Raw genomic sequence first — 22,082 nt, 5'->3', positions numbered from 1 at the left:
AAACCGATCTGCCGTTGCGTATCACAGAATGTCAGCGAAACCGCTATCGGTCGGCTACCTTCAGTCAGTGACTGATGGTTTTGGCTTGTGATGCGTGCTATCAGCTCATGCCTGGGGTAAAACTGGATCCAACGGCCAGTTTGTAGTCGGTCATATAACAGAGATGCAGCATGGATGGCGCTCACCTTCAACTCATGCCACAGGATGGCAGCTCGGTGCTTCTGGTAGTCGACGATTACCCGGAGAACCTCATCAGTATGCAAGCCTTGTTGTCGCGCCAGGATTGGCAGGTGCTGACGGCAAGTTCGGGCCGAGAAGCCCTGAGCGCGTTGTTGGAAAACGATGTCGACCTGGTTTTACTCGATGTGCATATGCCCGAGATGGACGGCTTCGAAGTCGCTCGTCTGATGCGTGGCAGCCAGCGAACCCGGCTTACGCCCATCATTTTCCTGACAGCCAACGAGCAGTCCCAGGCCGCCGTGTTGAAAGGCTATGCCAACGGCGCCGTGGACTACATGTTCAAGCCGTTCGACCCTCAGATTCTCAAGCCCAAGGTTCAGGCCCTGCTCGACCAGCAGCGCAATCGGCGGCGTTTGCAGGCGCTGACCCGTGAACTCGACGAAGCCCGCGCCTTCAATGCATCCATTCTGGACAATGCGGCCGAGGGTATTGTGGTGGTGGATGCAGGCGGCATCATCCGCTTCGCCAACCCGGCTGTCTGTTCCCTGCTGGCAACGCCTATCGAACTGTTGCAGAACGTCGACCTGCTGGGGCTGTTGCAGCTGAGCACGCCGAGTACGTGGCAGGATTCGGCGTTCTACCAAAGCTACCTGGCCAGGCGCATCTACCGCCTGCACGACGCCCAATTGCGTCGCCCGGGCGGCGAGCTGCTGCCGGTGGCCCTGTCCTGTGCGCCCCTGCCTGCCGAGCAGCAGGCGATGGTGGTGACCGTGCTGGACATGTCGGCGGTGCACAACCTGCACCAACAGCTCGAATACCAGGCCATTACCGACCCACTTACCGGCCTGCTTAACCGCCGTGGGTTCTACCAGGCGGCCGAAGGGGCATTGCTGCGCAATGAGCGCTCCGACCGGGCGCAGGCCTTGATGTACATGGACCTGGATGGCTTCAAGCGTATCAACGATTCCCTCGGCCACGATGCAGGTGACCGGGTATTGCGCTGGGTGGCCGAGCAGCTCAAGGATTGTCTGGGCAGTGAAGCCCTGCTGGCGCGCATGGGCGGAGACGAATTCACCGCGCTGTTCGACGGCTTGCCCTATGCCGAGCAAGCCGGGCGCTACGCCGAGCGGCTGCTCGAGCGCATTGCCATCAGCCACCAGATCGATGGGCTGGACGTATGCCTGGGCGTGAGCATCGGCATCGCTACCTACCCCGACTGCGGTGGCAACGTCGAAGGCTTGCTGCGCGCAGCCGACGCGGCCATGTACGCTGCCAAGCAGGCAGGGCGCCAGCAGTATCGCTTCTACGACCAGGAGCTCAATGGCCGCGCCCGTTCCCGCCTGATGCTCGAAGACGGCGTGCGTACGGCCATCGAGCAGCAGGATTTTACCTTGGTGTATCAGCCGCAAGTGGCCTTCGCCGATGGTCGCCTGCGCGGCTTCGAAGCCCTGCTACGCTGGCAGCACCCCAGCGTTGGCGATGTGCCGCCAGGCCTGTTCATTCCCCTGCTCGAGGAAGCGCGGCTGATCAACCGCCTGGCCGGCTGGATCTACGGACAGAGTGCTGCCCAGCGCCAGGCCTGGTACCAATGCTTTGCGACCGACATTGTGTTGGGCATCAGCCTGAGCCGGGCCCAGTTCGTCTCGCCAAGCCTGGTCGAGGAGCTGCAACGGGTCATCCAGCGCTATAGCCTGCAGCCAGCGCACCTGGAAGTGGAAGTGGCCGAAACCTCGCTCATGTACAACATCGATGCGGCGGTCAAGCAGGTCGACCGGTTGCGCGCGCTGGGTGTACGTGTGGCGCTGGACGATTTCGGCGCCGGTGACTGCTCACTGCGTATGCTGCGCGATTTGCCCATCGATACCCTGAAACTCGATCGCCACCTGGTGGCGCGCCTGCCGGAGGCGTCGGCCGATGCGGCGCTGGCACGCAGCGTCATCGGGCTGTGTGCCGATTACGGGATCACCGTGATTGCCGAGGGCGTGGAAACCCAGGCCCAGGCTCAATGGCTCAAAGCCGCAGGCTGCCAATACGTTCAGGGCTTCTTGGTAGCGCACCCTATGACAGCTGCCGATGCCGGCAACTTCCCGGCAATTTTCCCCTGGCCTGCCCCGCCAGCGGGTTAGAATTGGCGTTCGTTACGCCGACTGTACTGCCATGACCGTCCTACGCTACCTGCAAGCTTACCCACCGCACCTGCAACAACAGGTGCGGCAGATGATCGACAGCGACCGCCTTGGCGAATACCTGCACAAGCGCTACCCCGAGCGCCACGAGGTACAAAGCGACAAGGCCTTGTACGGCTACGCCCAGGAACTGCGCCAGCGTTTTCTGCGCAGTGCACCGCCACTGGACAAGGTGCTGTTCGACAGCCGGCTGGACCTGACCCACCGGGCGCTGGGCCTGAACACTGCCGTCTCTCGCGTGCAGGGCGGCAAACTCAAGGCCAAGAAGGAAATCCGCATCGCCTCGCTGTTCAAGGAGGCTGCGCCGCAGTTTCTGCGCATGATCGTGGTGCATGAGTTGGCCCACTTGCGCGAGCGTGACCACAACAAGGCGTTCTACCAGCTCTGTCAGCACATGGAGCCGGACTACCATCAACTGGAATTCGACCTGCGCGTCTACCTGACCTATCGGGAGTTGCCGGGTAACGCTTGAGGACCCGCAGCATGGAAATAAGCAAGACCAAGAGCAGTTTCTACCGCCGTCTTTATGTCGCCTGGCTGATCGACAGCCAGGCCGCTACCAGCGTGCCTGCGCTGATGGAGGCTACGGGCATGCCCCGGCGCACGGCCCAGGACACCCTTGCAGCGCTGGCCGATCTGGACATCGTCTGCACCTTCGAGCAGCAAGAAGGCGCGCGCAATCACGCAGGCCATTACCGCATAAAGGACTGGGGGGCCATCGACCGGCAGTGGATCGAGCGTCACCTGAATCAAATACGCAAGGTACTGGGTTATCCCTGACCTGTACCCGTTAAGTCCACTGCAATAAAAACCGTAGGTTCGGCCAGAATAGAGGCTAGATGACACTATTGGCCGCTGCCCCGACCAGAGCCTTTGTGTAAGCTCACCCGCAGTGTACGTTTCTTCACCGCGCAAGGGCTTGGGCATGCGGCTGATGCTTTGTGTTCTCGGGTTACTGGCCACTGTCATGGCGCCTCCGGCCGCCGCCTCCGGCAAGCTGCGCCTGGTATCGGATCATTGGCCGCCCTTCACCGACGCCAGTATGCCTGGCGGCGGTCTGGCCATCAGCATCGTGACCACGGCGCTGACGCGGGCGGGGTATAGCAGCAGCTTCGAGGAGGCACCCTGGGCTCGGGCCCTGGCAGGCGTCGGGGACGGTCGTTACGACATACTGATCAACGCCTGGCACAACGAATCGCGTGCGCGCATCGGACTTTTTTCCAGCGCCTACCTGAACAACCGTATCCGCCTGCTGCAGCGTAAGGGTGCGGGCCTGCATTATGAGCACATCTCGGACCTGTATCCCTACAGCATCGCCGTGGTGCGTGATTACGCCTACTCGAGCGCGTTCGACGGCAATACCCGCTTGCACAAGGTAGCGGTGAGTACATTTTCGTCCGCCGTGCGCATGCTGGCGGCAGGGCGTGTGAGCCTGGCCGTGGAGGACGAGTACGTGGCCCGCTATCACCTGCAGCGCGAGCCGGACAATGTGCGTGACAAGGTGGAGCTGGTGGAGCCTGCACTGGGCGAAAACCCGCTGCACATTCTGGTCAGCTTGAAGCACCCGGATCACCAATTGATCGTCGCTCGCTTCGACGCGGCCATCGCCGCCATGAAGGCCGATGGCAGTTATGAACGGTTACTGCATCAGTATGGTTTCTAGGCGAGCAGGGGTGGCGTTACGATGCGCCGGCTTGGCAATGGCTTCAGGATTGCAGCTTCGCAGCTCATGGTGCCGGGGGCCGCTCTGCGGCCCATCGCGGCACAAGGGCCGCTCCTACAAAGACCGCGTTTGCCTGCAAGTCGGTGCATCCAAAGGCAATCGATTTCTCGGGTGGGAGCGGCCTTGCCGGGGCGCCGGACCGGCCGCGATGGGCCGCAAAGCGGCCCCGGCAGTATGCGCTGCGAAGCTGAAATATCAGGCTATTGCATAGCCCCTACCAATCCGCTGTCCCTGGAGATTCGCCAGCCTGCGAAGACTAATCAAAGCTATTCATCCTTGCTCCAGACCTAACGCGAAGCGCCACCTGCCGGAGCATCCTTCTTGATCAAATGCGCCGCCAACGTACGCAGCGGAGCCAATTGGCGGCAGATCAGTGCCAGTTGCGTCTGTACCAGGCGCTGATGTTCATCCACCTCTTCGGGCATCTGCTCCAAGGCGTTGGCAAGCGCTTCTTCGGCATCGCTGTGAATCGCTACCGGTGAGCGCGCCGCCAGGCCATTGGCTATTTCCTCAAGGCTGTTTGCCAGGCGGCTGCCTGCGTCTTCGATCAAGTGCTCCCGTGCGTCGGCCGGCAGAGCCGTGTCACGGTGGGCGCCCAGTCCCGACAGGTAGCTGAGCAGGGTGTGCGACAGCACCAGGAAGCGGAAGCCCACATCGGCCTCCTTGCGAAAGTGGCCAGGCTCCATGAGCATGTTAGCCAAGGTCGTCGACAGGGCCGCATCGGCATTGTGGGCATTGCGCCGCGCCAGGCGATAGGCCAGGTCGTCGCGCTTGCCGTAGGCATATTGCTGCATGATCTGGCGCAGGTACTCGCTGGCACAGATCAGCGTGTTGGCCAAGGCCTTGTTCAAGCGGCGGCCTTGCCAGTCGGGCAGGAACAGGAACACGGCAAGAATGGCGATCAGGCTTCCGACCAGGGTGTCGAACAGCCGCGGCAGGAACAGCCCGTAGCCGTCGCCGATCTGGTTGAAGCAGAACAGCACCATCAGTGTGATCGCAGCGGTGGCCAGGGTGTAGCGCGTGGTTCGGTTGACGAAGAACACCACCCCCGCCACGACCGCGAACAGCGACTGGATGACCGGGTTGGGGAACAGGTCAAACAGCGCCCAGCCGACGGTCAGGCCCACGGCAGTGCCGATGATGCGCTGCACCAGTTTGCGCCGGGTTGCTCCGTAGTTGGGTTGGCACACGAACAGCGTGGTCAGGATGATCCAGTAGCCCTGGGTCGGGTGGATCAGGTGCACCATGCCGTAACCGATGGACAGGGCCAGCGGCAGGCGCAGGGCGTGGCGGAACAACAGCGAGGTGGGCGTCAATTGCGTACGCAGGCGCTTGCCCATGTCCTTGAGCGAGCGCGGCGAGCGGTCCAGCAAGCTGCTGTCGCTGGCATCGGCCAGGCTGTCAGGGTTGCTTGCGGCACCGAGCAGGCGATCGAGCGTGGCCAGGTTGGCCGCCAGTGCACGTAATGAACGCAGCAGCCCGCGCCAGGCCGGGTTGTTCTGGCCGCGCAGGTGTTCGAGCGAAGCGTTGAGGTCTTCGAGTGCCTCGGTAAAGCCGCTGGCCAACACGAAGGGTTGGCGCAACCGAATCGAGCGTGCAAGTTCCTGGCACGAGGCACCTTGCTTGCGCAGCAGGCGCTGGCACCGGAACATCACATCGCTGTGGAAGAAAGCTTCGGCCAGTGCATTGTAGGGGTAGTGGGAGGCGCTGACCCGCTCATGGATGTCCTGGGCCAGGAAGTAGAGTTTCAGGTAACGGCTGACCTTGGAGTTGGGCTGGCTGTTGCCCACCCGGTGCAGGATGATTTCCTTCGCCGCGTTGAGGGCCGCCACCACCTTGCCATTTTGCTGGGCGAGTTCGAGCCGACGTGCTTCGACGTCCAGGGTGCGGACAGGCTCGAACAGGCTGGCCTTGAGCTTGAGATAGCTGCCCAGTTCGAAGAACAGCTTCGCCAGGCTCTGCTGCACCGGCTGGTTGGAGAACAACGCCTGCCACAGCACCGAGAGCAGCCCATACCAGGCCGCGCCTGCCACCAGCAGCATGGGTTCGTGCCAGAAGTCCGTCACCTGCCCGCCGCGCTGGTCCACGCCGATCATCGTGTAGACCGCCGTGATGAGTGTTGCCGATGCGATGGCGCCGTAGCGCTCGCCCAGGGCGCCCAGCATGGTCAAGGCAAACGCTGCCAGGGCCAGGGCGCAGACGAAGATCAGGGGGTAGGGGAACAGCAGTTCGACCGCGAGCGCCGCGATGGCAAAACAGACCAGGGTGACCGCCAGGGCGCTGAGGCGGCCTTGCCAGCTGTCGTCGGTTTCAGCCAGGGCACTGGCGATGATGCCCAGAAACAACGGGATCAGCAGGGCCATTTCGTTCTGGTGCCAGCACAGGGCAAGGCTGCCGGTAAGGGCAATGGTCACCCTGATGCTATAGCTGAACTTGTCCTGGCCCCACAGGCGACGCAGTGAATGACGTAACGAGCTCGATGACATGATGGCCTGCCGGGCAGTGATCGTAGAAATACCGTAGCGATGAGCGGGGCCGCCAGGCGCCCCGCCACCCGCTATTGAGCACGTGCCAGCAAGAAGCGTTCCGTGCTGCGCGGTGGATTCTACCCTAGACGAACTGCGCTGCGGCGTTGGCCGATGCCCAAGCCCACTGGAAGTTGAAGCCGCCCAGGTGCCCCGTGACGTCCAGCACTTCACCGATGAAGTAAAGCCCCGGGCTCTTGAGCGACTCCATGGTCTTGGACGAGACCTCACGGGTGTCCACACCGCCCAAGGTCACCTCGGCAGTGCGGTAACCCTCGGTGCCGGCAGGCACCAGTTGCCAGCGTGCCAGCTTGTCGGCGATCAGGGCCAGTTCAGCCGGTGTGTACTGCTTCATCGGCTTGGATTCGAACCACTGCTCGGCCAGCAAAGTGGCCAGCTTGCGCGTGAACACCTCACCCAGCACGGTCTTGAGTTCAGCATTGCCGCGCTCGGTTTGCTGGGTCTGCAACCAGTCCAGCGCATCGCGGTCAGGCAGCAGGTTGATCTCAAGCGTATCGCCGGCTTCCCAGAACGATGAGACCTGCAGGATCGCCGGGCCGCTCAGGCCCCGGTGGGTGAACAGCAGGTTTTCACGGAAGCTGGTGCCGTTGCAGCTGGCGGTGCAGTCCAGCGAGGTGCCGGACAGCTCGGTGCACATGGCCTTGAGCTGGGGCTCGGTGATGGTGAATGGCACCAGGCCCGCGCGGGTCGGCAGCAAGGTATGGCCGAACTGTCGGGCCACCTGGTAGCCGAAACCGGTCGCACCCAACGTCGGGATGGACAGTCCACCCGTCGCGATCACCAGCGACTGGCAGGCGAATGGGCCGGCGCTGGTCTGCAGCAGGTAGCCGTTGTCGGTCTTGTCGATCTGCTCGATGCTGGTGTGCATGCGAATCTGGGCGCCGGCCTCGTCGCACTCGGCCAGGAGCATGTCGAGGATGTCGCTGGCCTTGTTGTCGCAGAACAGCTGGCCGAGCTTTTTTTCGTGGTAGGGCACGCCGTGCTTGCACACCAGCTCGATGAAGTCCCACTGGGTGTAGCGAGCCAGGGCCGACTTGCAGAAGTGCGCGTTGTGCGAAAGAAAGTTGCTCGGCTCGGTGTACAGGTTGGTGAAATTGCAGCGCCCGCCGCCGGACATCAGGATCTTCTTGCCTGGCTTGTTGGCGTGGTCGAGCAGCAGGACCCGGCGGCCTCGGCGGGCGCTGAGCTGGGCACACATCAGGCCGGCAGCGCCTGCGCCCAGGATGATCACGTCGGTGGAGTGCACGGTGTTACCTCATCAATAGCCGAGGCCGCGTTGCGGCCCATCGCAGGCAGGCCAGCGCCTACAGGGGCGGCAACTGGCTGGAGGCCTGTGATGATCCTGTAGGGGCTGGCTTGTCTGCGATAGGCTGCAACGCGGCCCGAAAAAATGTCAGACGATGCGGACTTTCAGGGAGCGGCCCTTGATCTTGCCGCTATTCAAGCGTTGCATGGCCTGCTTGGCCAGCGCCCGCTCCACCGCCACAAACGCCTGGAAATCAAAGATCGCAATCTTGCCCACCTGCTTGCCGGGGATACCGGCATCACCGGTCAGCGCACCGAGAATATCGCCCGGGCGCAGCTTGTCCTTGCGCCCGGCTGCGATGCACAGCGTACTCATGACCGGCAGCAGCGGCTCACCGCCCTTGTTCTTGAGACTGTCCAACAGGTCCCAGCGCAGCGGGCTCTTCTGCAAGGCTTCGATGGCCTGGGCGCGATGGCCTTCGGCAGGTGCGACCAGGCTGACCGCGATACCCTTCTCGCCAGCGCGGCCGGTGCGGCCCACGCGGTGCACGTGGATTTCGGCATCACGCGCCAGCTCTACGTTGATAACCATGTCCAGGCCGTCGATATCCAGGCCACGGGCGGCCACATCGGTGGCCACCAGCACCGAGCTGCTGCGGTTGGCGAACATGGTCAGCACCTGGTCGCGATCACGCTGCTCCAGGTCACCGTGCAGCGCCTGGGCCACGATGCCCTTGGCCGTAAGGTGGGCCACCACGTCTTCGCACTGCTGCTTAGTGAAGCAGAATGCCACGCAGGACTGCGGGCGATAATGGCCCAGCACCCGGGTAACCGCTTCAAGGCGCTGTTCGGGAGCGATTTCGATGAAGCGCTGCTCGATCTGGTTGTCGGTATGCAGGCTTTCGACTCTGACCTGCTGCGGGTCGCGCATGAAATCGGCCGCCAGCTGCTTGATGCCAGAGGGATAGGTGGCGGAGAACAGCAAGGTCTGACGGCGCGCTGGGGTCTTGGCGATGATGCTGGCGATGGCATCGAAGAAGCCCATGTCGAGCATGCGGTCGGCTTCGTCGAGGATCAGCGTGTTCAGGCCGCCCAAAACCAGCGTGCCCTTGTCCAGGTGCTGCTGGATGCGGCCCGGGGTGCCGACGATGATGTGCGCGCCGTGCTCCAGAGAGGCGATCTGCGGGCCCAGCGACACGCCGCCACACAGCGTCAGGATCTTGATGTTGTCTTCGGCACGGGCCAGGCGACGCAGTTCCTTGGCCACCTGGTCGGCGAGCTCGCGGGTAGGGCACAGCACCAGCGCCTGGCAGCCGAAGTACCGAGGGTTGATCGGGTTGAGCAAGCCGATACCGAAGGCGGCGGTCTTGCCGCTGCCGGTCTTGGCCTGGGCGATCAGGTCCTGGCCCTTGAGAATGACCGGCAGGCTCTGGGCCTGGATCGGCGTCATCGAGGTGTAGCCGAGAGCGTCCAGGTTGGCCAGCATGGCGGCGGACAACGGCAAGGTGGCAAAGGCGGTGGAATCGGTGGTCACGAGGCGGGCCTGCGGTGCGAAGCGAAAAATGCTGCACAGTCTACCAGCCCCGACGCCATTCGCCCTAAGACTCCACGTGCTCTTCCGGACGACGGGCACGCCTTCCGTCCGTCGGCGCCAGTTGCAGGAAGATGGCCGCCGCCAGCATGGCCATGATGCCGATGGTGAAGAACGTCAGCTGGAACGCACCCAGGGTGGTTTCCACGCCTTCGGCGCTGCCTGCTGCCGTGAAGCCGCCCAGCAGCGCGCCAGCACAAGCCACCCCCAGGCTCAGCGACAGCTGGGCCACCACCGACAACAAGCTGTTGCCGCTACTGGCGCTGGCATCGTCCAGGTCGATCAGCGTCACCGTGTTCATGGCAGTGAACTGCAGGGAGTTCACGGCGCCCAGCAGGCCCAGTTGCACCAGCAGCAACCAGTACGGGGTCTGCTCGTCCACCAGGCCCAGGCCAGCGAGCAGCACGCCCAGCAGCACCGTGTTGCCAGTCAGGATGATGCGGTAACCGAGCCGTTCGATCAGCGGCCTGGCGACGGACTTGGCGACCATGGCCGCCGCCGCCAAGGGGATCATGCTCATGCCCGCCTGGGCCGGTGAATACCCAAGCGCTACCTGAAGCAGCAGCGGTACCAGGAACGGCAGTGCACCGCTGCCCAGGCGGGCGAACAGGTTGCCCAGGATACCGATGGCGAAGGTACGTACGCGGAACAGGCTCGGAGAGAACAACGGCTCCGGGTCGCGCCCGGCTCGCAGCCAGTAGGCCGCCAGGCAGGCCATGCCGGCGAACAGCAGCAACATGACGCGCAAGTGCGGCAGGTGCAGCTCGCCCAGGCCTTCCATGGCGATGGTGATCAGCACCATCGCGGCGCCGAACAGCAAAAAGCCCGGCCCGTCGAACGTAGTGCGCTCGGCGCCGCGCAGGTCGGGTATGAACTTCCAGACGGCGTAACAGCCCAGCAGGCCGACCGGCAAGTTAAGCAGGAAGATCCAGTGCCAGCTCAGGATCTCCACCAGCCAGCCACCTACCGTGGGGCCCAGCAATGGCCCGAGCAGACCAGGGATGGTGATGAAGCTCATGATGCGCACCAGTTCGGTGCGAGGGTAGGCGCGCAGCACCACCAGCCGGCCGACCGGCAGCATCAGCGCCCCGCCGAGCCCTTGCACGATCCGCGCGAAGATCAGAAAGCCCAGGCTGTTGGCCACTGCGCACAGCAACGAGCCGAAACTGAACAGCAGGATGGCGCTGAAGAAGATGCGCTTGGTGCCGAAACGGTCGGCGATCCAGCCCGAGGCGGGGATCAGCAAAGCCACGGTGAGCATGTACGAAATGATCACACCCTGCATGCGCAAGGGGTCTTCGGCCAGGGAGCGGGCCATGGCGGGCAGCGCGGTGTTGAGAATGGTGCCGTCCAGCGACTGCATGAAGAAGGCGATCGCCACCACCCATGGCAGCCAGCGGGCGGTGATGGGGTCGAGCGGGTTGCGTTCGGGCATGACGTCCTCGTCTGTCTGTACTGGCCTCTCGACGGCAAGCGCCGCGCCTACGGGGCGGGGCAGGCGTGGCTACCGCCGTGAGATGGCCGGCAAAATCCAATCACAATGTCAGCGTCAGCGCTTTGACCAGCGCGCCGGGCAAATGACTCGATCCGGTGCTGCGTTGCCCGTAAGTGCTGGTCGACAGAATCAGCTCCCGCTCGCACGTCAACGCCTCCAGTTGCTCGCCCAGCAGGTTGTACAGGCTGTCATCGAAGCGCATCGTGTTGACCGGCCCCTGGATCTGCCCGTCCTGCACCCAGAACGTGGCGAAGCGGGTCAGGCCGGTCATGCGCGCTGCGGGCAGGTCGGAGTAGTTCAAGTACCACAGGTTGCTGATGTACAGGCCGGTGCCGAGCCGCTCCAGAACCTGTTCACGGGGTAATTGGCCGGGTGCGAGGCTGAGCGCACAGGGCGACTCGTGGCTGTCGGCCCCGTTAGCCAACACCCCGAACTCGGCCGCGCTGCGCGCGCAAACCAGGCGTCGTGCTGGCTTGCCCTGCTCGATCAGCGCCACGTCCAGGCGCGGTGAGCCCTCGTCGGAGAACGCTGGACTCAGTGAGCCGCTGACCTGCTCGGTGAAGCTGATCAGTGGGCTCAGGGTGGCGTCACCGCTGTACAACCGCTGCAGGGCACTGCTGCCGGTCGCCAGGGCCTGCGCCGAGAAGCCACCCCAGCACAGCATGCCGGCGATTTCGTCCATGGCCGCTGGCGCCAGGTAGGCGCGGTAGCTGCCCGGTTGCAGTACCACCGGCGCACGCCCCAGGTAGCCCAACTGCGCCCGAGCCTGACGCAGGCGGGCGGTGAAGTCGTCGGCACGCCATACCTGCCCGGCATAGTTGGCCTTGACCGCCTGGCCGCTCTCGTGGAACAGGCTCCAGTCGATGTTGAAGCTATTGGCCTGGTGCCAGCCAAAGGCGCCGAACGAGCTGGCGAAACCCCGCCAGATCGGGCCTGCGGCATAAATGCCGACCAGGTCCAGGTCACCGGCTTCCTGTTCCAGCAGGGCCAGCACCTCATTCAGGTCGGGCAGGGCCTGCGTCTGTTGGCTATCACTGCGCCAGGCACTTTCATCCAGCCTCAGGTACGGGTCTGCCGCCAGTAGCGGCAGCATCTGGCGCAGTTGCGACAGGGCATCGAGCAGGCGCTGGCGGTCCAGGTGCGCATCACCGCTAAGGGTCACTTGTTGCTCGGCCTGACGACCAGCGTGGATCAAGCGCAGGTGAGCACTGGCCTGGCTCACCTCGCCCGCCTGACGGACCTTGGCGTGGTTAAAGCGCACGAATTGCGACTGCTCGGCGCTCAACCCCAGGGTGTAGTGTTCGCCTGCTTGCAGGGCAGCGCCCAGGGTGTCGATGAGTGATTGGAAGGCCTGTTTCATCATGCATCTCCTCCAAACACGTCGATGGCGCTGAACACGCAAGCTGGCGAGGCGTGCCCAACCCGGATCACCTGGTTGGGCTCGCCCTTGCCACAATTGGGCGTCCCCAGGACCTGGAAGGTGCTGCGGTCGCCGACGGCGGCCAAGTTGCGCCAGAACCGTGCGGAAATGCCGCGGTAGTTGGGGTTCTTCACGATGCCCTTGAGTTCGCCATTCTCGATCAGTTGGCCCCATTCGCAGCCGAACTGGAACTTGTTGCGCGCATCGTCGATGGACCAGGACCGGTTGGTGCGCATCAGGATGCCATGCTCGATACCTGCGATCAGCTGATCCAGGGACTGGTCGCCCGGCTCTATGTTCAGGTTCGCCATGCGGTCGATCGGCGCCCGGTTCCAGCCGCAGGCGCGGCTATTGGCCACGCCGCCAAGACCAGAGCGGAACTGGGAAAGGGCACCGCCCAGCGGGCGCAGCAGCACGCCGTCCTGAATGAGAAATTGCTTGCTGGCCGGCGTGCCATCGTCGTCGTGGCTGTAGCTGGCCAGCTCTTCGTTCAAGGTCGGGTCGAAGGTTACGTTCAGCAGGGAAGAGCCGTACTGCAACTGGCCAAAGTCACTGGCTTTGACGAAGCTGGTACCGGCGTAGTTGCGCTCATCGCCCAGGATGCGGTCCATCTCCAAGGGGTGGCCGATGGATTCGTGGATCTGCAGCATCATCTGGTCAGGCATCAACAGCAGGTCGCGTACGCCGCTGGGCGTGTTCGGCGCCTGCAGCAATTGCAGGGCCTGGTCGGCAACCTGCCGGGCCGAGCCCCTCAGGCCGCAGCGCTCGATGATTTCGAAGCCGCCCTGCTGACCGAAGTTCTCCCTGCCCAGGCTGCGGCTCTGGCTGTCCTGGCCATCGCTGGCCGTCACGGCCAGGCCAGGGAACAGAAAGCGCTGGGCCTGGCGCAGTTCGGCACCGGCCGAGTTCAGGTAAGTCTGCTCGACCAGGCTCATGCCAAGGCTTGCCTGCCAGTCCACCAGGCGCGAGTCCGACGGCACGCTGGCCGACTCTTCGGCGAGCAAGCCGAGGCAGTCGGCAAGGCCCGGCATCGGTTGGTCGAAATGAGGCGAAAGGTAATCGTGGCGCCCGGTCGGCACAGGCTGTTCGCGCAGGTCCAGCAGGCTGTAGCGGGCAATCTGTCGAGCGAGGGTTTCAGCCTGCTCCAATGCGCGCTGCAGGCCACTCTGGGACAGATCGGCCGTGGCGGCGTAGGCCTCCACACCGTTGATGCGCACGGTCAGCATGGCGCCCTCGTCCTGGCTCAAGGCAGGCGGCTCGGCGACGTTGCGGCGCACGGACAATGCCTGGTGCGACTGCCTGACATGGCGCAAGGAAAACAGATCGGCCGTGCTGCGCAGGGCGGCGAAGCGCTGGCGCAGCAGGGTGCTGGAATCGAACATGGACAAGCCTCCGGATACACGGTGGCTCCCTGGAACCACGCGCTGGGCAATGCCGAGACGGGCCGCGCTGCGGGCTCGGGCAATGCCGGGTCATTATGGCAGCCTACTGATGTGCTGGTCAGGCATTAACGGGCGTTTGCGTTGCGGCGAACTCTGAGTCGGCTTCTTTTTGAATCGCAGCCTTGAGCACTGCGTGCAAATGCACGGCCACAGGGTGCGCGGTGTCTGTCAACAGGTAGATGCCGTGCGCGGGAAGCGTCGGCAGGTCCTGGTCATGCAAAAAGACGAGCGAGTCGTCGGCTTCGAGCTCCTCGACGATGCCAACTGCCAGGCCACTTTTGACACAGGCCAGTACCGCATGCCAGTTGGCACTTTCCAGCAGGATACGGTACGCAATGCCTTCGGCTTTCAATGCCTGTACCGCTGCCTCCCGGTAGGGACAGCCCTTTAGCTGCAATGCCAGAGGTAGCGGGCGGCTGTGATCGCGGATGAAGCCCTTCGCGGCGGCCCAACGGGGTTTTGTGGGGCGCAGCCAGTCACCCTGTTGGATGTGCTCGCTGCTGACCGCCACGGCCAGGTCCAGTTGCTGCCTGGCAAACAGGTCCAGCAACTGCGCGCTGGAGCACGCCACAGCTTCCAGCTCCATCTTCGGATTACTGGCAACGAATACCGGCAGGCATTCACTCATGAGCGTGGCGGCATAGCCATCCGGTACCCCCAGACGGACTTTGCCTGTCAGTTGCCGGGGGGACAGCGTCGCCAGCAGCTTGTCGTGGGCGATCAGAAAGCGTGTCGCCTCGCCCAGTAGATGCCGGCCTGCGGGGGTGAGCTCCACTGCCTGGTTGCTGCGCGCAAACAGCTGTTGGCCAACCTGCTCTTCGAGCTTCTGTATCTGCGTGGTCACCGCTGAAGGACTGCGATGGACATAGTCTGCCGCTGCGTTGAAACGACCGAGTCGAGCCACGGCCTGAAAAGTTCGCAACACATTGATATCTAGACCTTTGCCCATGAAAGCACCTGGTTTGGCTGGATCGAATCAGCACTTCGATTTAATCAACTGTACAGGCTTTATACCCCTTCCTAAGGTGAGGTCAACGAATGTCCAACTGCCGAAATGCCTAGGCAGCGGGCACCGGATAACAGCGTGCCTGCGCTCTGCGCCTAGCCAAGAGGCTGAGTTTGTTTAATGAGCGCTTGGCTGATCGGGTAGAGGTGGGTGGCCGTAAATCCACTCTTTACCATCGCCCGCGTCATTTGGAGGTGTAGAGATGCAACATAACTGGCCCTCCCACATTTTCCTGCAAACAACCTTTGTCCTGTCCTGGAGTTCCGGTTTCATTGGCGCCCGGCTCGGCACGCAGGATGCAGGCGCAGTGAACTTGCTGTTCTGGCGCTTCCTGTTGGTCAGTCTTTGTTTATTGCCGTTTGTTTTGCATCGATTACGTAACCTGTCCTGGGCGCAAGTTCGCTACAACGCGGTCATCGGCTTCCTGGCTCAGTTCGCTTACCTGATCAGTGTCTACATTGCCATACGCGGTGGCTTGCCTGCGGGGATAGCCGCCATCATCTGCGCGCTGCAGCCCCTGATCACGGCGGCGATGGGTAGTGCGGATCAGCAGGAGCGAAGCGGCAGGCAGGAGTGGCTTGGGCTGGTACTCGGGTTTGCCGGGGTCAGTGTGGTGATTCTTGGTGAGTACAGCCTGTCTTCCACTCGGCTCGAGCTATGGCTGTATGCGCTGCCGCTGATTGCCGCGATCACGTTATCGATCGCCACCCTTTACCAACGGCGACAGTCGGTCATGGGCACGGATCACAGTAAAGAGGGCTTGTTGATGCCGCTCTTCCTGCAATCGAGCGCGACGCTGGTACTGCTCAGTGTCACAGGAGTGCCGTTGCGCCTGATCGAGCTGCCCAGCAGTGCTCAGGTATGGGTGGCGGTGGCGTGGTTGACCTTGTTTTCGACCTTCATCGCCTACCTGAGCCTGTGGATACTCTTGACCAAACTGTCGGCAACACGGGTGTCCGCGTTGGTTTACCTGGAACCCCCTGTAACGCTCATTTGGGCGGCGTTGATGTTCGGCGATGCCATTCATTGGACGACCTACCTGGGTATCGCGATAGTCGCCACTGGCATTGCCATCACCCGCACCGCTCGACGTGTGCCGTCAGCAGGGGAGTGCCCGCAACGATGAGCGGGCCAAGGCCACTTTCTAGAACCACTCTTGTTGCATGTTCAAGCTGGTGTCATCGCGCGCTTCAAGCAAGGCCAGGTCTGCATGGCAGCCCGGTATTTCGCAGGTCAGGAAATACCGGGCTGCCTGCAGCTTGCCGAGGTAGAAGTCGCGGTCAGCCGCGGCGCGCTGAAGCAGACCGAGTTCGGCATGAATCGCCTGTTCCAGCCAGCGCCAGCCAATCACGCAATGGCCGAAGACCTTGAGGTAAAGGGCCGAGTTGGCCAGGGCGCCGGCGACCTTGCCCTGGGCCAGGTCGCCGAGCAGGGCAAGGGTGACACCTTGCAAGCGATTGACCAGCTGTTCCAGTGGCTGGCGCAGCGGGTCGAGGTTGGGGTGATGGCTGGCGCGCTCACCAGTGACAGCGATCAGGCGCATCAAGTGCTTGAGCCCGGCACCCCCGTTCTGGGCCAGCTTGCGGCCCAGCAAATCGAGCGACTGGATGCCCTCGGTCCCTTCGTGGATGGGGTTCAGGCGATTGTCACGGTAATACTGCTCGACCGGGTACTCCCGGGTGTAGCCGTGGCCGCCGAGAATCTGGATGGCCAGTTCGTTCGCTTTCAGGCAATACGCCGAGGGCCAGGATTTGACGATGGGCGTCAACAGGTCGAGCAGCGCCTGGGCCTGCTGGCGAGTGTCTTCATCGGGCGCCGTGTGGGTGTCGTCGAACAGGCGCGCCGCATACAAGCCCAGGTCGAAAGCGCCTTCCACATAGGCCTTTTGCGCAAGCAGCATCCTTTTGACATCGGTGTGCTCGATGATCGGGATGGCCGGGGTTTGCGGGTCCTTGTTTTCGGCTGATCGGCCCTGTGGGCGCTGCCGCGCATAGTCCAGCGAGTACAGGTAACCGGCGTAACCGAGCATGACCGCGCCCATGCCGACGCCGATGCGTGCTTCGTTCATCATCTGGAACATGCAGGCCAGGCCTTGATGTGGCTGGCCGACCAGATAGCCCACGCACTGGCCGTTGTCGCCGAAGTTCAGCGCCGTGGACGTGGTGCCGCGCCAGCCCATCTTGTGAAACAGCCCCGCCAGCACTACGTCATTGCGCGAGCCCCGGCTGCCGTCGGGCCCGACCAGGTACTTGGGCACGATGAACAGCGAGATGCCTTTGACCCCCGGTGGGGCATCCGGCAGTTTGGCCAGGACCATGTGCACGATGTTTTCCGACAGCTCATGGTCACCGCCGGAGATGAAAATCTTGTTGCCCCGGAGCCGGTAGCTGCCGTCACCGGCCGGTTCTGCGCGGGTGCGGATGTCAGCCAGCGATGAGCCGGCGTGGGGTTCGGTCAGGGCCATGGTGCCGAAGTAGCGGCCCTCGATCATCGGCTGCAGGTACAGGCGCTTTTGTTTTTCGCTGCCGAAGCTCTCGATTAGGTTGGCCGCGCCCATGGTCAGAAACGGGTAGGCGGTGGTGCCGGCGTTCGCCGCCTGAAAATGGGCAAAGCAGGCTTGTGACACCAGGCTGGGCAACTGCATGCCCCCGACCTCGAAGTCGCGGTTGGCGTTGAGGAACCCGGCTTCAAGAAAAGCATCCACGGCAGGCTTGACCTCGGGAATCAGCTCGGCGCGGCCGTCTACGTAGCGCGGTTCGTTTTCGTCAGCTTTGCGGTTGTGGGGGGCGAAATATTTCTCGGCGATGGTGCGCGCGGTGGTCAGCGCAGCGTCGAAGGTTTCACGGCTGTGCTCGGCAAAGCGGGGGCGCTGGGTGAGGCTTTCGGCGTCGAGGACTTCATAGAGTTCGAATGCCAGGTTTCGGGTGCTAAGCAAGGTCTCGGGCATGATGGCGGTCCTGGTGCGCAATGCTGCGAGTGTAGAAGCGGGTTGGATGGCCAGGACAGGTTAATAGGTCTGGGTGATATGGCGTGAGAAAGGTGAAGCCCGTCGTGTCGAAAGTCGCTTCGCGACACGTCGCGTCATACCCCCGCTATTGGACGGGCGCCGGTACATGGTCAGGTTGTCACTCCGGCTAGAGTGCGACCATAAAAAAGGGAGAGCCGAAGCTCTCCCTTTTTCTTCAACAACCCTCAGCCTCAGCCAATGGTCATCAAGCTGGCGTTACCCCCAGCCGCCGCAGTGTTCACACTCACCGCCCGCTCGATTACCAGACGCTCCAGTGCAATCTGATGATCACCGCTGGACAAGCCGTGTACCCCGACAATCGCCCCGGCACGCTTGGCCACCTGCTGGCAGACACTGCGCAGCTGGTCCGAATCGCCGTGATGGATCACGGCATCGAACGCCACTTCGTCCTTGCTCCAGTCCGGTACCAGCTTCACCTTGGCCTGCAGTTCGCGTGGCAGGCGGGCGCGCAGGGCCTTGCCGGGTTCGCCGTCGGCCCACACCGCTGAGCTTCCCACCGCCAGCACGGCGGCGAACTGCGCCAGCAGGTCGGTTTCGTTGTCCGCCAGGCACAGCACGTGTTCGCGTGGCAGGATGGTGTAAGTGTTGCGCTCGCCGGTCGGGCCAGGCAGCAGACGGGCGATACCGCTCTGCGACTGGCTGGCGAACTGGCTGCACAGCACGGCGAGGTCGGACAGCTGATTGCTCTCGGCCCAGGCCTTCAGGGCGTGGAGCGGCTTGACAAGCTGCTCGTGCAGCGCGCGGTCTGGCTTGGCTTCGCCGTCCTGGTGCTGGAAGTGGCTGCCGATGGCGTCCGCCGGGCGGGTCGACAGCAGGCGGTACAGGTACAGCGGGCCGCCGGCTTTCGGGCCAGTGCCCGACAGGCCTTCGCCACCGAACGGCTGTACGCCCACCACGGCACCGACAATGTTGCGGTTGACGTACATGTTGCCGGCATGGGCCGACTCGACCACCTTGGCGATGGTTTCGTCGATGCGTGTGTGCACACCCAGGGTCAGGCCATAGCCCGAATTGTTGATCTGCTCGATCAAATGGTCCAGGTTGCGGCGGTTGTAGCGCACCACGTGCAGTACTGGGCCGAAGATCTCGCGCTTGAGCTCGTCGAAGCTGTCCAGTTCGATCAAAGTTGGCATCACGAAGGTGCCACGCTTGATCTCGGCACTGTCGGCAATCGCCACCTGATAGACCGAGCGGCCTTTCTCGCGCATGCCCTGGATGTGCTTCTCGATGCCAGCCTTGGCTTCAGCGTCGATCACCGGGCCGATATCCACGGCCAGGCGATCCGGGCAACCGAGCCGGCTTTCGGCCATGGCGCCCTTGAGCATCTCGATCACGCGGTCGGCGGAGTCTTCCTGCAGGCACAGTACGCGCAGCGCGGAGCAACGCTGGCCGGCACTGTCGAAGGCTGAGGACACGACATCGATCACCACCTGCTCGGTCAGTGCCGAGGAGTCGACGATCATCGCGTTCTGGCCGCCGGTTTCGGCGATCAGTGGCACTGGGCGACCCTGGTTGTCCAGGCGGCCTGCCACGTTGCGTTGCAGCAGGCGAGCCACTTCGGTGGAACCGGTGAACATCACGCCCTTGACGCGCTCGTCACCCACCAGGCCAGCACCGACGGTTTCGCCGCGGCCCGGCAGCAGTTGCAGGACACCTTCCGGAATGCCGGCTTCCAGCAGCAGGCGCACGGCCTGGGCGGCGATCAGCGGGGTTTGCTCGGCAGGCTTGGCCAATACTGGGTTGCCGGCGGCCAAAGCTGCTGCCACTTGGCCGGTGAAGATCGCCAGCGGGAAGTTCCATGGGCTGATGCACACCACCGGGCCCAATGGGCGGTGGGCATCGTTGCTCAGGTCGTTGCGCGCCTGGACGGCGTAGTAGCGCAGGAAGTCGACGGCTTCGCGCACTTCGGCAATGGCGTTGGCAAAGGTTTTGCCGGCTTCGCGGATCAACAGACCCATCAGGGGCTGAATCTCGGCTTCCATCAGGTCGGCCGTGCGTTCCAGGATGGCGGCGCGCTCGGCTGGCGGGGTGGCCTGCCAGATGGGCGCTGCGTTGAGTGCGCACTGGATGGCATTGTCGACGTCTGCAACGGTCGCTTCCTGAACGTGGCCGACCACATCGCGGTGATCGGCAGGGTTCAGCACCGGCGTTGCCGCGCTGTCACTGGCGGTGCAGGCCAGCAGCGGACCGGCTTTCCAGTCGTTGTTGGCGGTGGCCAGCATGGCGCAGGACAGCGAAGCCAGGCGGTGTTCGTTGGCCATGTCGATGCCGGCGGAGTTGGCCCGCTCGGTGCCGTATAGGTCACGTGGCAGCGGAATGCGGGGGTGTGGCAAGCCGATGCGGCCTTCCTGGGTACCCATGCGCTCGATGCTGGTAACAGGGTCGGCGACCAGTTCCTGGATGGAAATGGACTGGTCGGCGATGCGGTTGACGAACGAGGTGTTCGCGCCGTTTTCCAGCAGGCGGCGAACCAGGTAGGCCAGCAGGGTTTCGTGGGTGCCGACCGGCGCATACACGCGGCAAGGGCGGTTCAGCTTGCCGTCGGCGATCTTGCCGACCACCTGTTCGTACAGCGGCTCACCCATGCCGTGCAGACACTGGAACTCGTACTGGCCGGGGTAGTAGTTCTGCCCGGCGATCTGGTAGATGGCCGACAGGGTGTGGGCGTTGTGCGTGGCGAACTGCGGGTAGATAGCCTCGGGCACAGCCAGCAGCTTGCGCGCGCAGGCCACGTACGACACGTCGGTGTAGACCTTGCGGGTGTAAACCGGGTAGCCCTCCAGGCCTTCGACCTGGGCGCGCTTGATCTCGCTGTCCCAGTAGGCACCTTTCACCAGGCGGATCATCAGGCGGTGGCGGCTGCGCTTGGCCAGGTCGATCACGTAGTCGATTACATACGGGCAGCGCTTCTGGTACGCCTGGATCACGAAGCCGATACCGTTCCAGCCGGCCAGCGCGGGCTCGAAGCACAGGCGCTCGAGCAGGTCCAGGGACAGCTCCAAGCGGTCGGCTTCCTCGGCATCGATGTTCAGGCCGATGTCGTATTGCTTGGCCAGCAGGGTCAGGGACAGCAGGCGCGGGTACAGCTCTTCCATCACCCGCTCGTACTGGGCACGGCTGTAGCGTGGGTGCAGGGCCGAGAGCTTGATGGAGATGCCCGGGCCTTCATAGATGCCACGGCCGTTGGAAGCCTTGCCGATCGAGTGGATGGCTTGCTCATAGGATGCCAGGTACTTCTGGGCATCGTGCTCGGTGAGTGCTGCTTCACCGAGCATGTCATAGGAATAGCGGAAGCCCTTGGACTCGAAGCGCGTGGCATTGGCCAGTGCTTCGGCGATGGTTTCGCCGGTGACGAATTGCTCGCCCATCAAGCGCATGGCCATGTCCACGCCCTTGCGGATCATCGGCTCGCCGCTCTTGCCGATGATCCGGGTCAGCGAGGAGGTCAGCCCGGACTCATTGTGGGTGCTTACCAGCCTGCCCGTCAGCAACAGGCCCCAGGTGGCGGCGTTGACGAACAGCGACGGGCTGTTGCCCAGGTGCGGCTGCCAGTTACCGGTGCTGATCTTGTCGCGGATCAGGGCGTCGCGGGTGCCTTTGTCGGGGATGCGCAGCAGCGCTTCGGCCAGGCACATCAGCGCCACACCTTCCTGCGAAGACAACGAGAATTCCTGCAGCAGGCCTTGAACGATGCCGGCCCGGCCACCGGTGCTCTTCTGGTTGCGCAGCTTCTCGGCGATGCCGGCAGCCATCTTGTTGGCCGCGTCGGCAAGCGGAGCGCTCAGGCGCGCCTGCTCCAGCAGCATCGGCACCATTTCCTGCTCGGGCCGACGGTAGGCGGCGGTAATGGCCGAGCGCAGGACCGACTGCGGCAGGATGCTTTCGGCGAATTCCATGAAACTCTGGTGACCTTGCTCGGGCTGTACATCGCCGGCTTCATCGCTCAGGCCCAGGGCCTGGCCACTGATTTCGGTCAGGGTCGCGCCACCCTCGAGCTTCTCCAGGTAGCTGAAGATCGCTTGCTTGATCAACCAATGCGGCGTGCGGTCCACGGACAGCGCAGCGGCCTTGAGTCGTTCACGGGTAGGGTCGTCGAGTTTGACCCCAAGGGTGGTCGTCGCCATTTCTTATCCTCATTATTGCCACGAGTGCGGCTTAAGCTGGCGACAAGATTATCTGTAGGAAAACGCGGGTGCAACCAGGTGCAACCCTAAAATGTC

The 22,082-nt window shown here is 63.4% G+C and carries 14 protein-coding genes; 5 read left to right on the top strand and 9 right to left on the bottom strand.

What is annotated here, in order from left to right; genetic code table 11:
- Nucleotides 1-170: 170 nt before the first annotated feature.
- The 4 genes from ACF8R3_RS19950 (at nucleotide 171) to ACF8R3_RS19935 (ending at nucleotide 4,029) form a co-directional block, all read left to right on the top strand.
- Nucleotides 171-2,306 carry a putative bifunctional diguanylate cyclase/phosphodiesterase gene (locus ACF8R3_RS19950; protein WP_392516051.1) on the top strand — a complete coding sequence of 712 codons (2,136 nt, stop codon included), beginning with the start codon at nucleotides 171-173 and terminating at the stop codon, nucleotides 2,304-2,306.
- A gap of 31 nt (nucleotides 2,307-2,337) precedes the next feature.
- Complete coding sequence (locus tag ACF8R3_RS19945; RefSeq protein ID WP_058638888.1) at nucleotides 2,338-2,838, top strand: M48 family metallopeptidase; 501 nt, start codon at nucleotides 2,338-2,340, stop codon at nucleotides 2,836-2,838.
- A gap of 11 nt (nucleotides 2,839-2,849) precedes the next feature.
- The gene (locus ACF8R3_RS19940; RefSeq protein ID WP_078477883.1) at nucleotides 2,850-3,146 is read left to right on the top strand and encodes a helix-turn-helix domain-containing protein; all 297 of its coding nucleotides are present in this window, start codon (nucleotides 2,850-2,852) and stop codon (nucleotides 3,144-3,146) included.
- A 145-nt stretch (nucleotides 3,147-3,291) separates the two neighbouring features.
- Nucleotides 3,292-4,029 carry an ABC transporter substrate-binding protein gene (locus ACF8R3_RS19935; protein ID WP_078477884.1) on the top strand — a complete coding sequence of 246 codons (738 nt, stop codon included), beginning with the start codon at nucleotides 3,292-3,294 and terminating at the stop codon, nucleotides 4,027-4,029.
- Between the two features lie 347 nt (nucleotides 4,030-4,376).
- On the opposite strand, the gene yccS is transcribed toward ACF8R3_RS19935, so the two are convergent.
- The 7 genes from yccS to ACF8R3_RS19900 form a co-directional block, all read right to left on the bottom strand.
- Nucleotides 4,377-6,575, bottom strand: coding sequence for a YccS family putative transporter (gene yccS, locus ACF8R3_RS19930; protein ID WP_058638891.1), 2,199 nt, complete (start codon nucleotides 6,573-6,575; stop codon nucleotides 4,377-4,379).
- Nucleotides 6,576-6,699: 124 nt separating this feature from the next.
- Nucleotides 6,700-7,881 (bottom strand): NAD(P)/FAD-dependent oxidoreductase, encoded by a 1,182-nt coding sequence (locus ACF8R3_RS19925; protein ID WP_058638892.1) that lies wholly within the window; start codon nucleotides 7,879-7,881, stop codon nucleotides 6,700-6,702.
- 147 nt (nucleotides 7,882-8,028) lie between these two features.
- Nucleotides 8,029-9,366 (bottom strand): ATP-dependent RNA helicase DbpA, encoded by a 1,338-nt coding sequence (gene dbpA, locus ACF8R3_RS19920; RefSeq protein ID WP_230375157.1) that lies wholly within the window; start codon nucleotides 9,364-9,366, stop codon nucleotides 8,029-8,031.
- Nucleotides 9,367-9,478: 112 nt separating this feature from the next.
- Nucleotides 9,479-10,906 carry a multidrug transporter subunit MdtD gene (mdtD, locus tag ACF8R3_RS19915; RefSeq protein ID WP_058638894.1) on the bottom strand — a complete coding sequence of 476 codons (1,428 nt, stop codon included), beginning with the start codon at nucleotides 10,904-10,906 and terminating at the stop codon, nucleotides 9,479-9,481.
- A gap of 100 nt (nucleotides 10,907-11,006) precedes the next feature.
- Nucleotides 11,007-12,326 carry a TldD/PmbA family protein gene (locus ACF8R3_RS19910; protein ID WP_392516050.1) on the bottom strand — a complete coding sequence of 440 codons (1,320 nt, stop codon included), beginning with the start codon at nucleotides 12,324-12,326 and terminating at the stop codon, nucleotides 11,007-11,009.
- Nucleotides 12,326-13,768 carry a TldD/PmbA family protein gene (locus ACF8R3_RS19905; protein WP_058638896.1) on the bottom strand — a complete coding sequence of 481 codons (1,443 nt, stop codon included), beginning with the start codon at nucleotides 13,766-13,768 and terminating at the stop codon, nucleotides 12,326-12,328. The genes ACF8R3_RS19910 and ACF8R3_RS19905 overlap by 1 nt, the downstream gene beginning before the upstream one ends.
- Before the next feature lie 118 nt (nucleotides 13,769-13,886).
- On the bottom strand, nucleotides 13,887-14,777 hold the full coding sequence (locus tag ACF8R3_RS19900; RefSeq protein WP_058638897.1) for a LysR family transcriptional regulator: 891 nt from the start codon (nucleotides 14,775-14,777) through the stop codon (nucleotides 13,887-13,889).
- 259 nt (nucleotides 14,778-15,036) lie between these two features.
- On the opposite strand from ACF8R3_RS19900, the gene ACF8R3_RS19895 reads away from it, so the two are divergent.
- On the top strand, nucleotides 15,037-15,960 hold the full coding sequence (locus ACF8R3_RS19895; RefSeq protein ID WP_058638898.1) for a DMT family transporter: 924 nt from the start codon (nucleotides 15,037-15,039) through the stop codon (nucleotides 15,958-15,960).
- An 18-nt stretch (nucleotides 15,961-15,978) separates the two neighbouring features.
- Here ACF8R3_RS19895 and ACF8R3_RS19890 read toward each other — a convergent pair whose 3' ends face one another.
- Both ACF8R3_RS19890 and putA read right to left on the bottom strand, forming a co-directional pair.
- Nucleotides 15,979-17,781 (bottom strand): acyl-CoA dehydrogenase, encoded by a 1,803-nt coding sequence (locus ACF8R3_RS19890; protein WP_392516049.1) that lies wholly within the window; start codon nucleotides 17,779-17,781, stop codon nucleotides 15,979-15,981.
- 251 nt (nucleotides 17,782-18,032) lie between these two features.
- Nucleotides 18,033-21,986: a trifunctional transcriptional regulator/proline dehydrogenase/L-glutamate gamma-semialdehyde dehydrogenase gene (putA, locus tag ACF8R3_RS19885; protein ID WP_058638902.1), complete on the bottom strand. Its 3,954-nt coding sequence runs from the start codon at nucleotides 21,984-21,986 to the stop codon at nucleotides 18,033-18,035.
- Between the last annotated feature and the right edge of the window lie 96 nt (nucleotides 21,987-22,082).

Origin of the sequence: Pseudomonas sp. FYR_7 (assembly GCF_043106155.1) — a bacterium.
Classification (GTDB): domain Bacteria; phylum Pseudomonadota; class Gammaproteobacteria; order Pseudomonadales; family Pseudomonadaceae; genus Aquipseudomonas; species Aquipseudomonas parafulva_B.
This window is presented reverse-complemented; position numbering and strand designations above follow the sequence as displayed.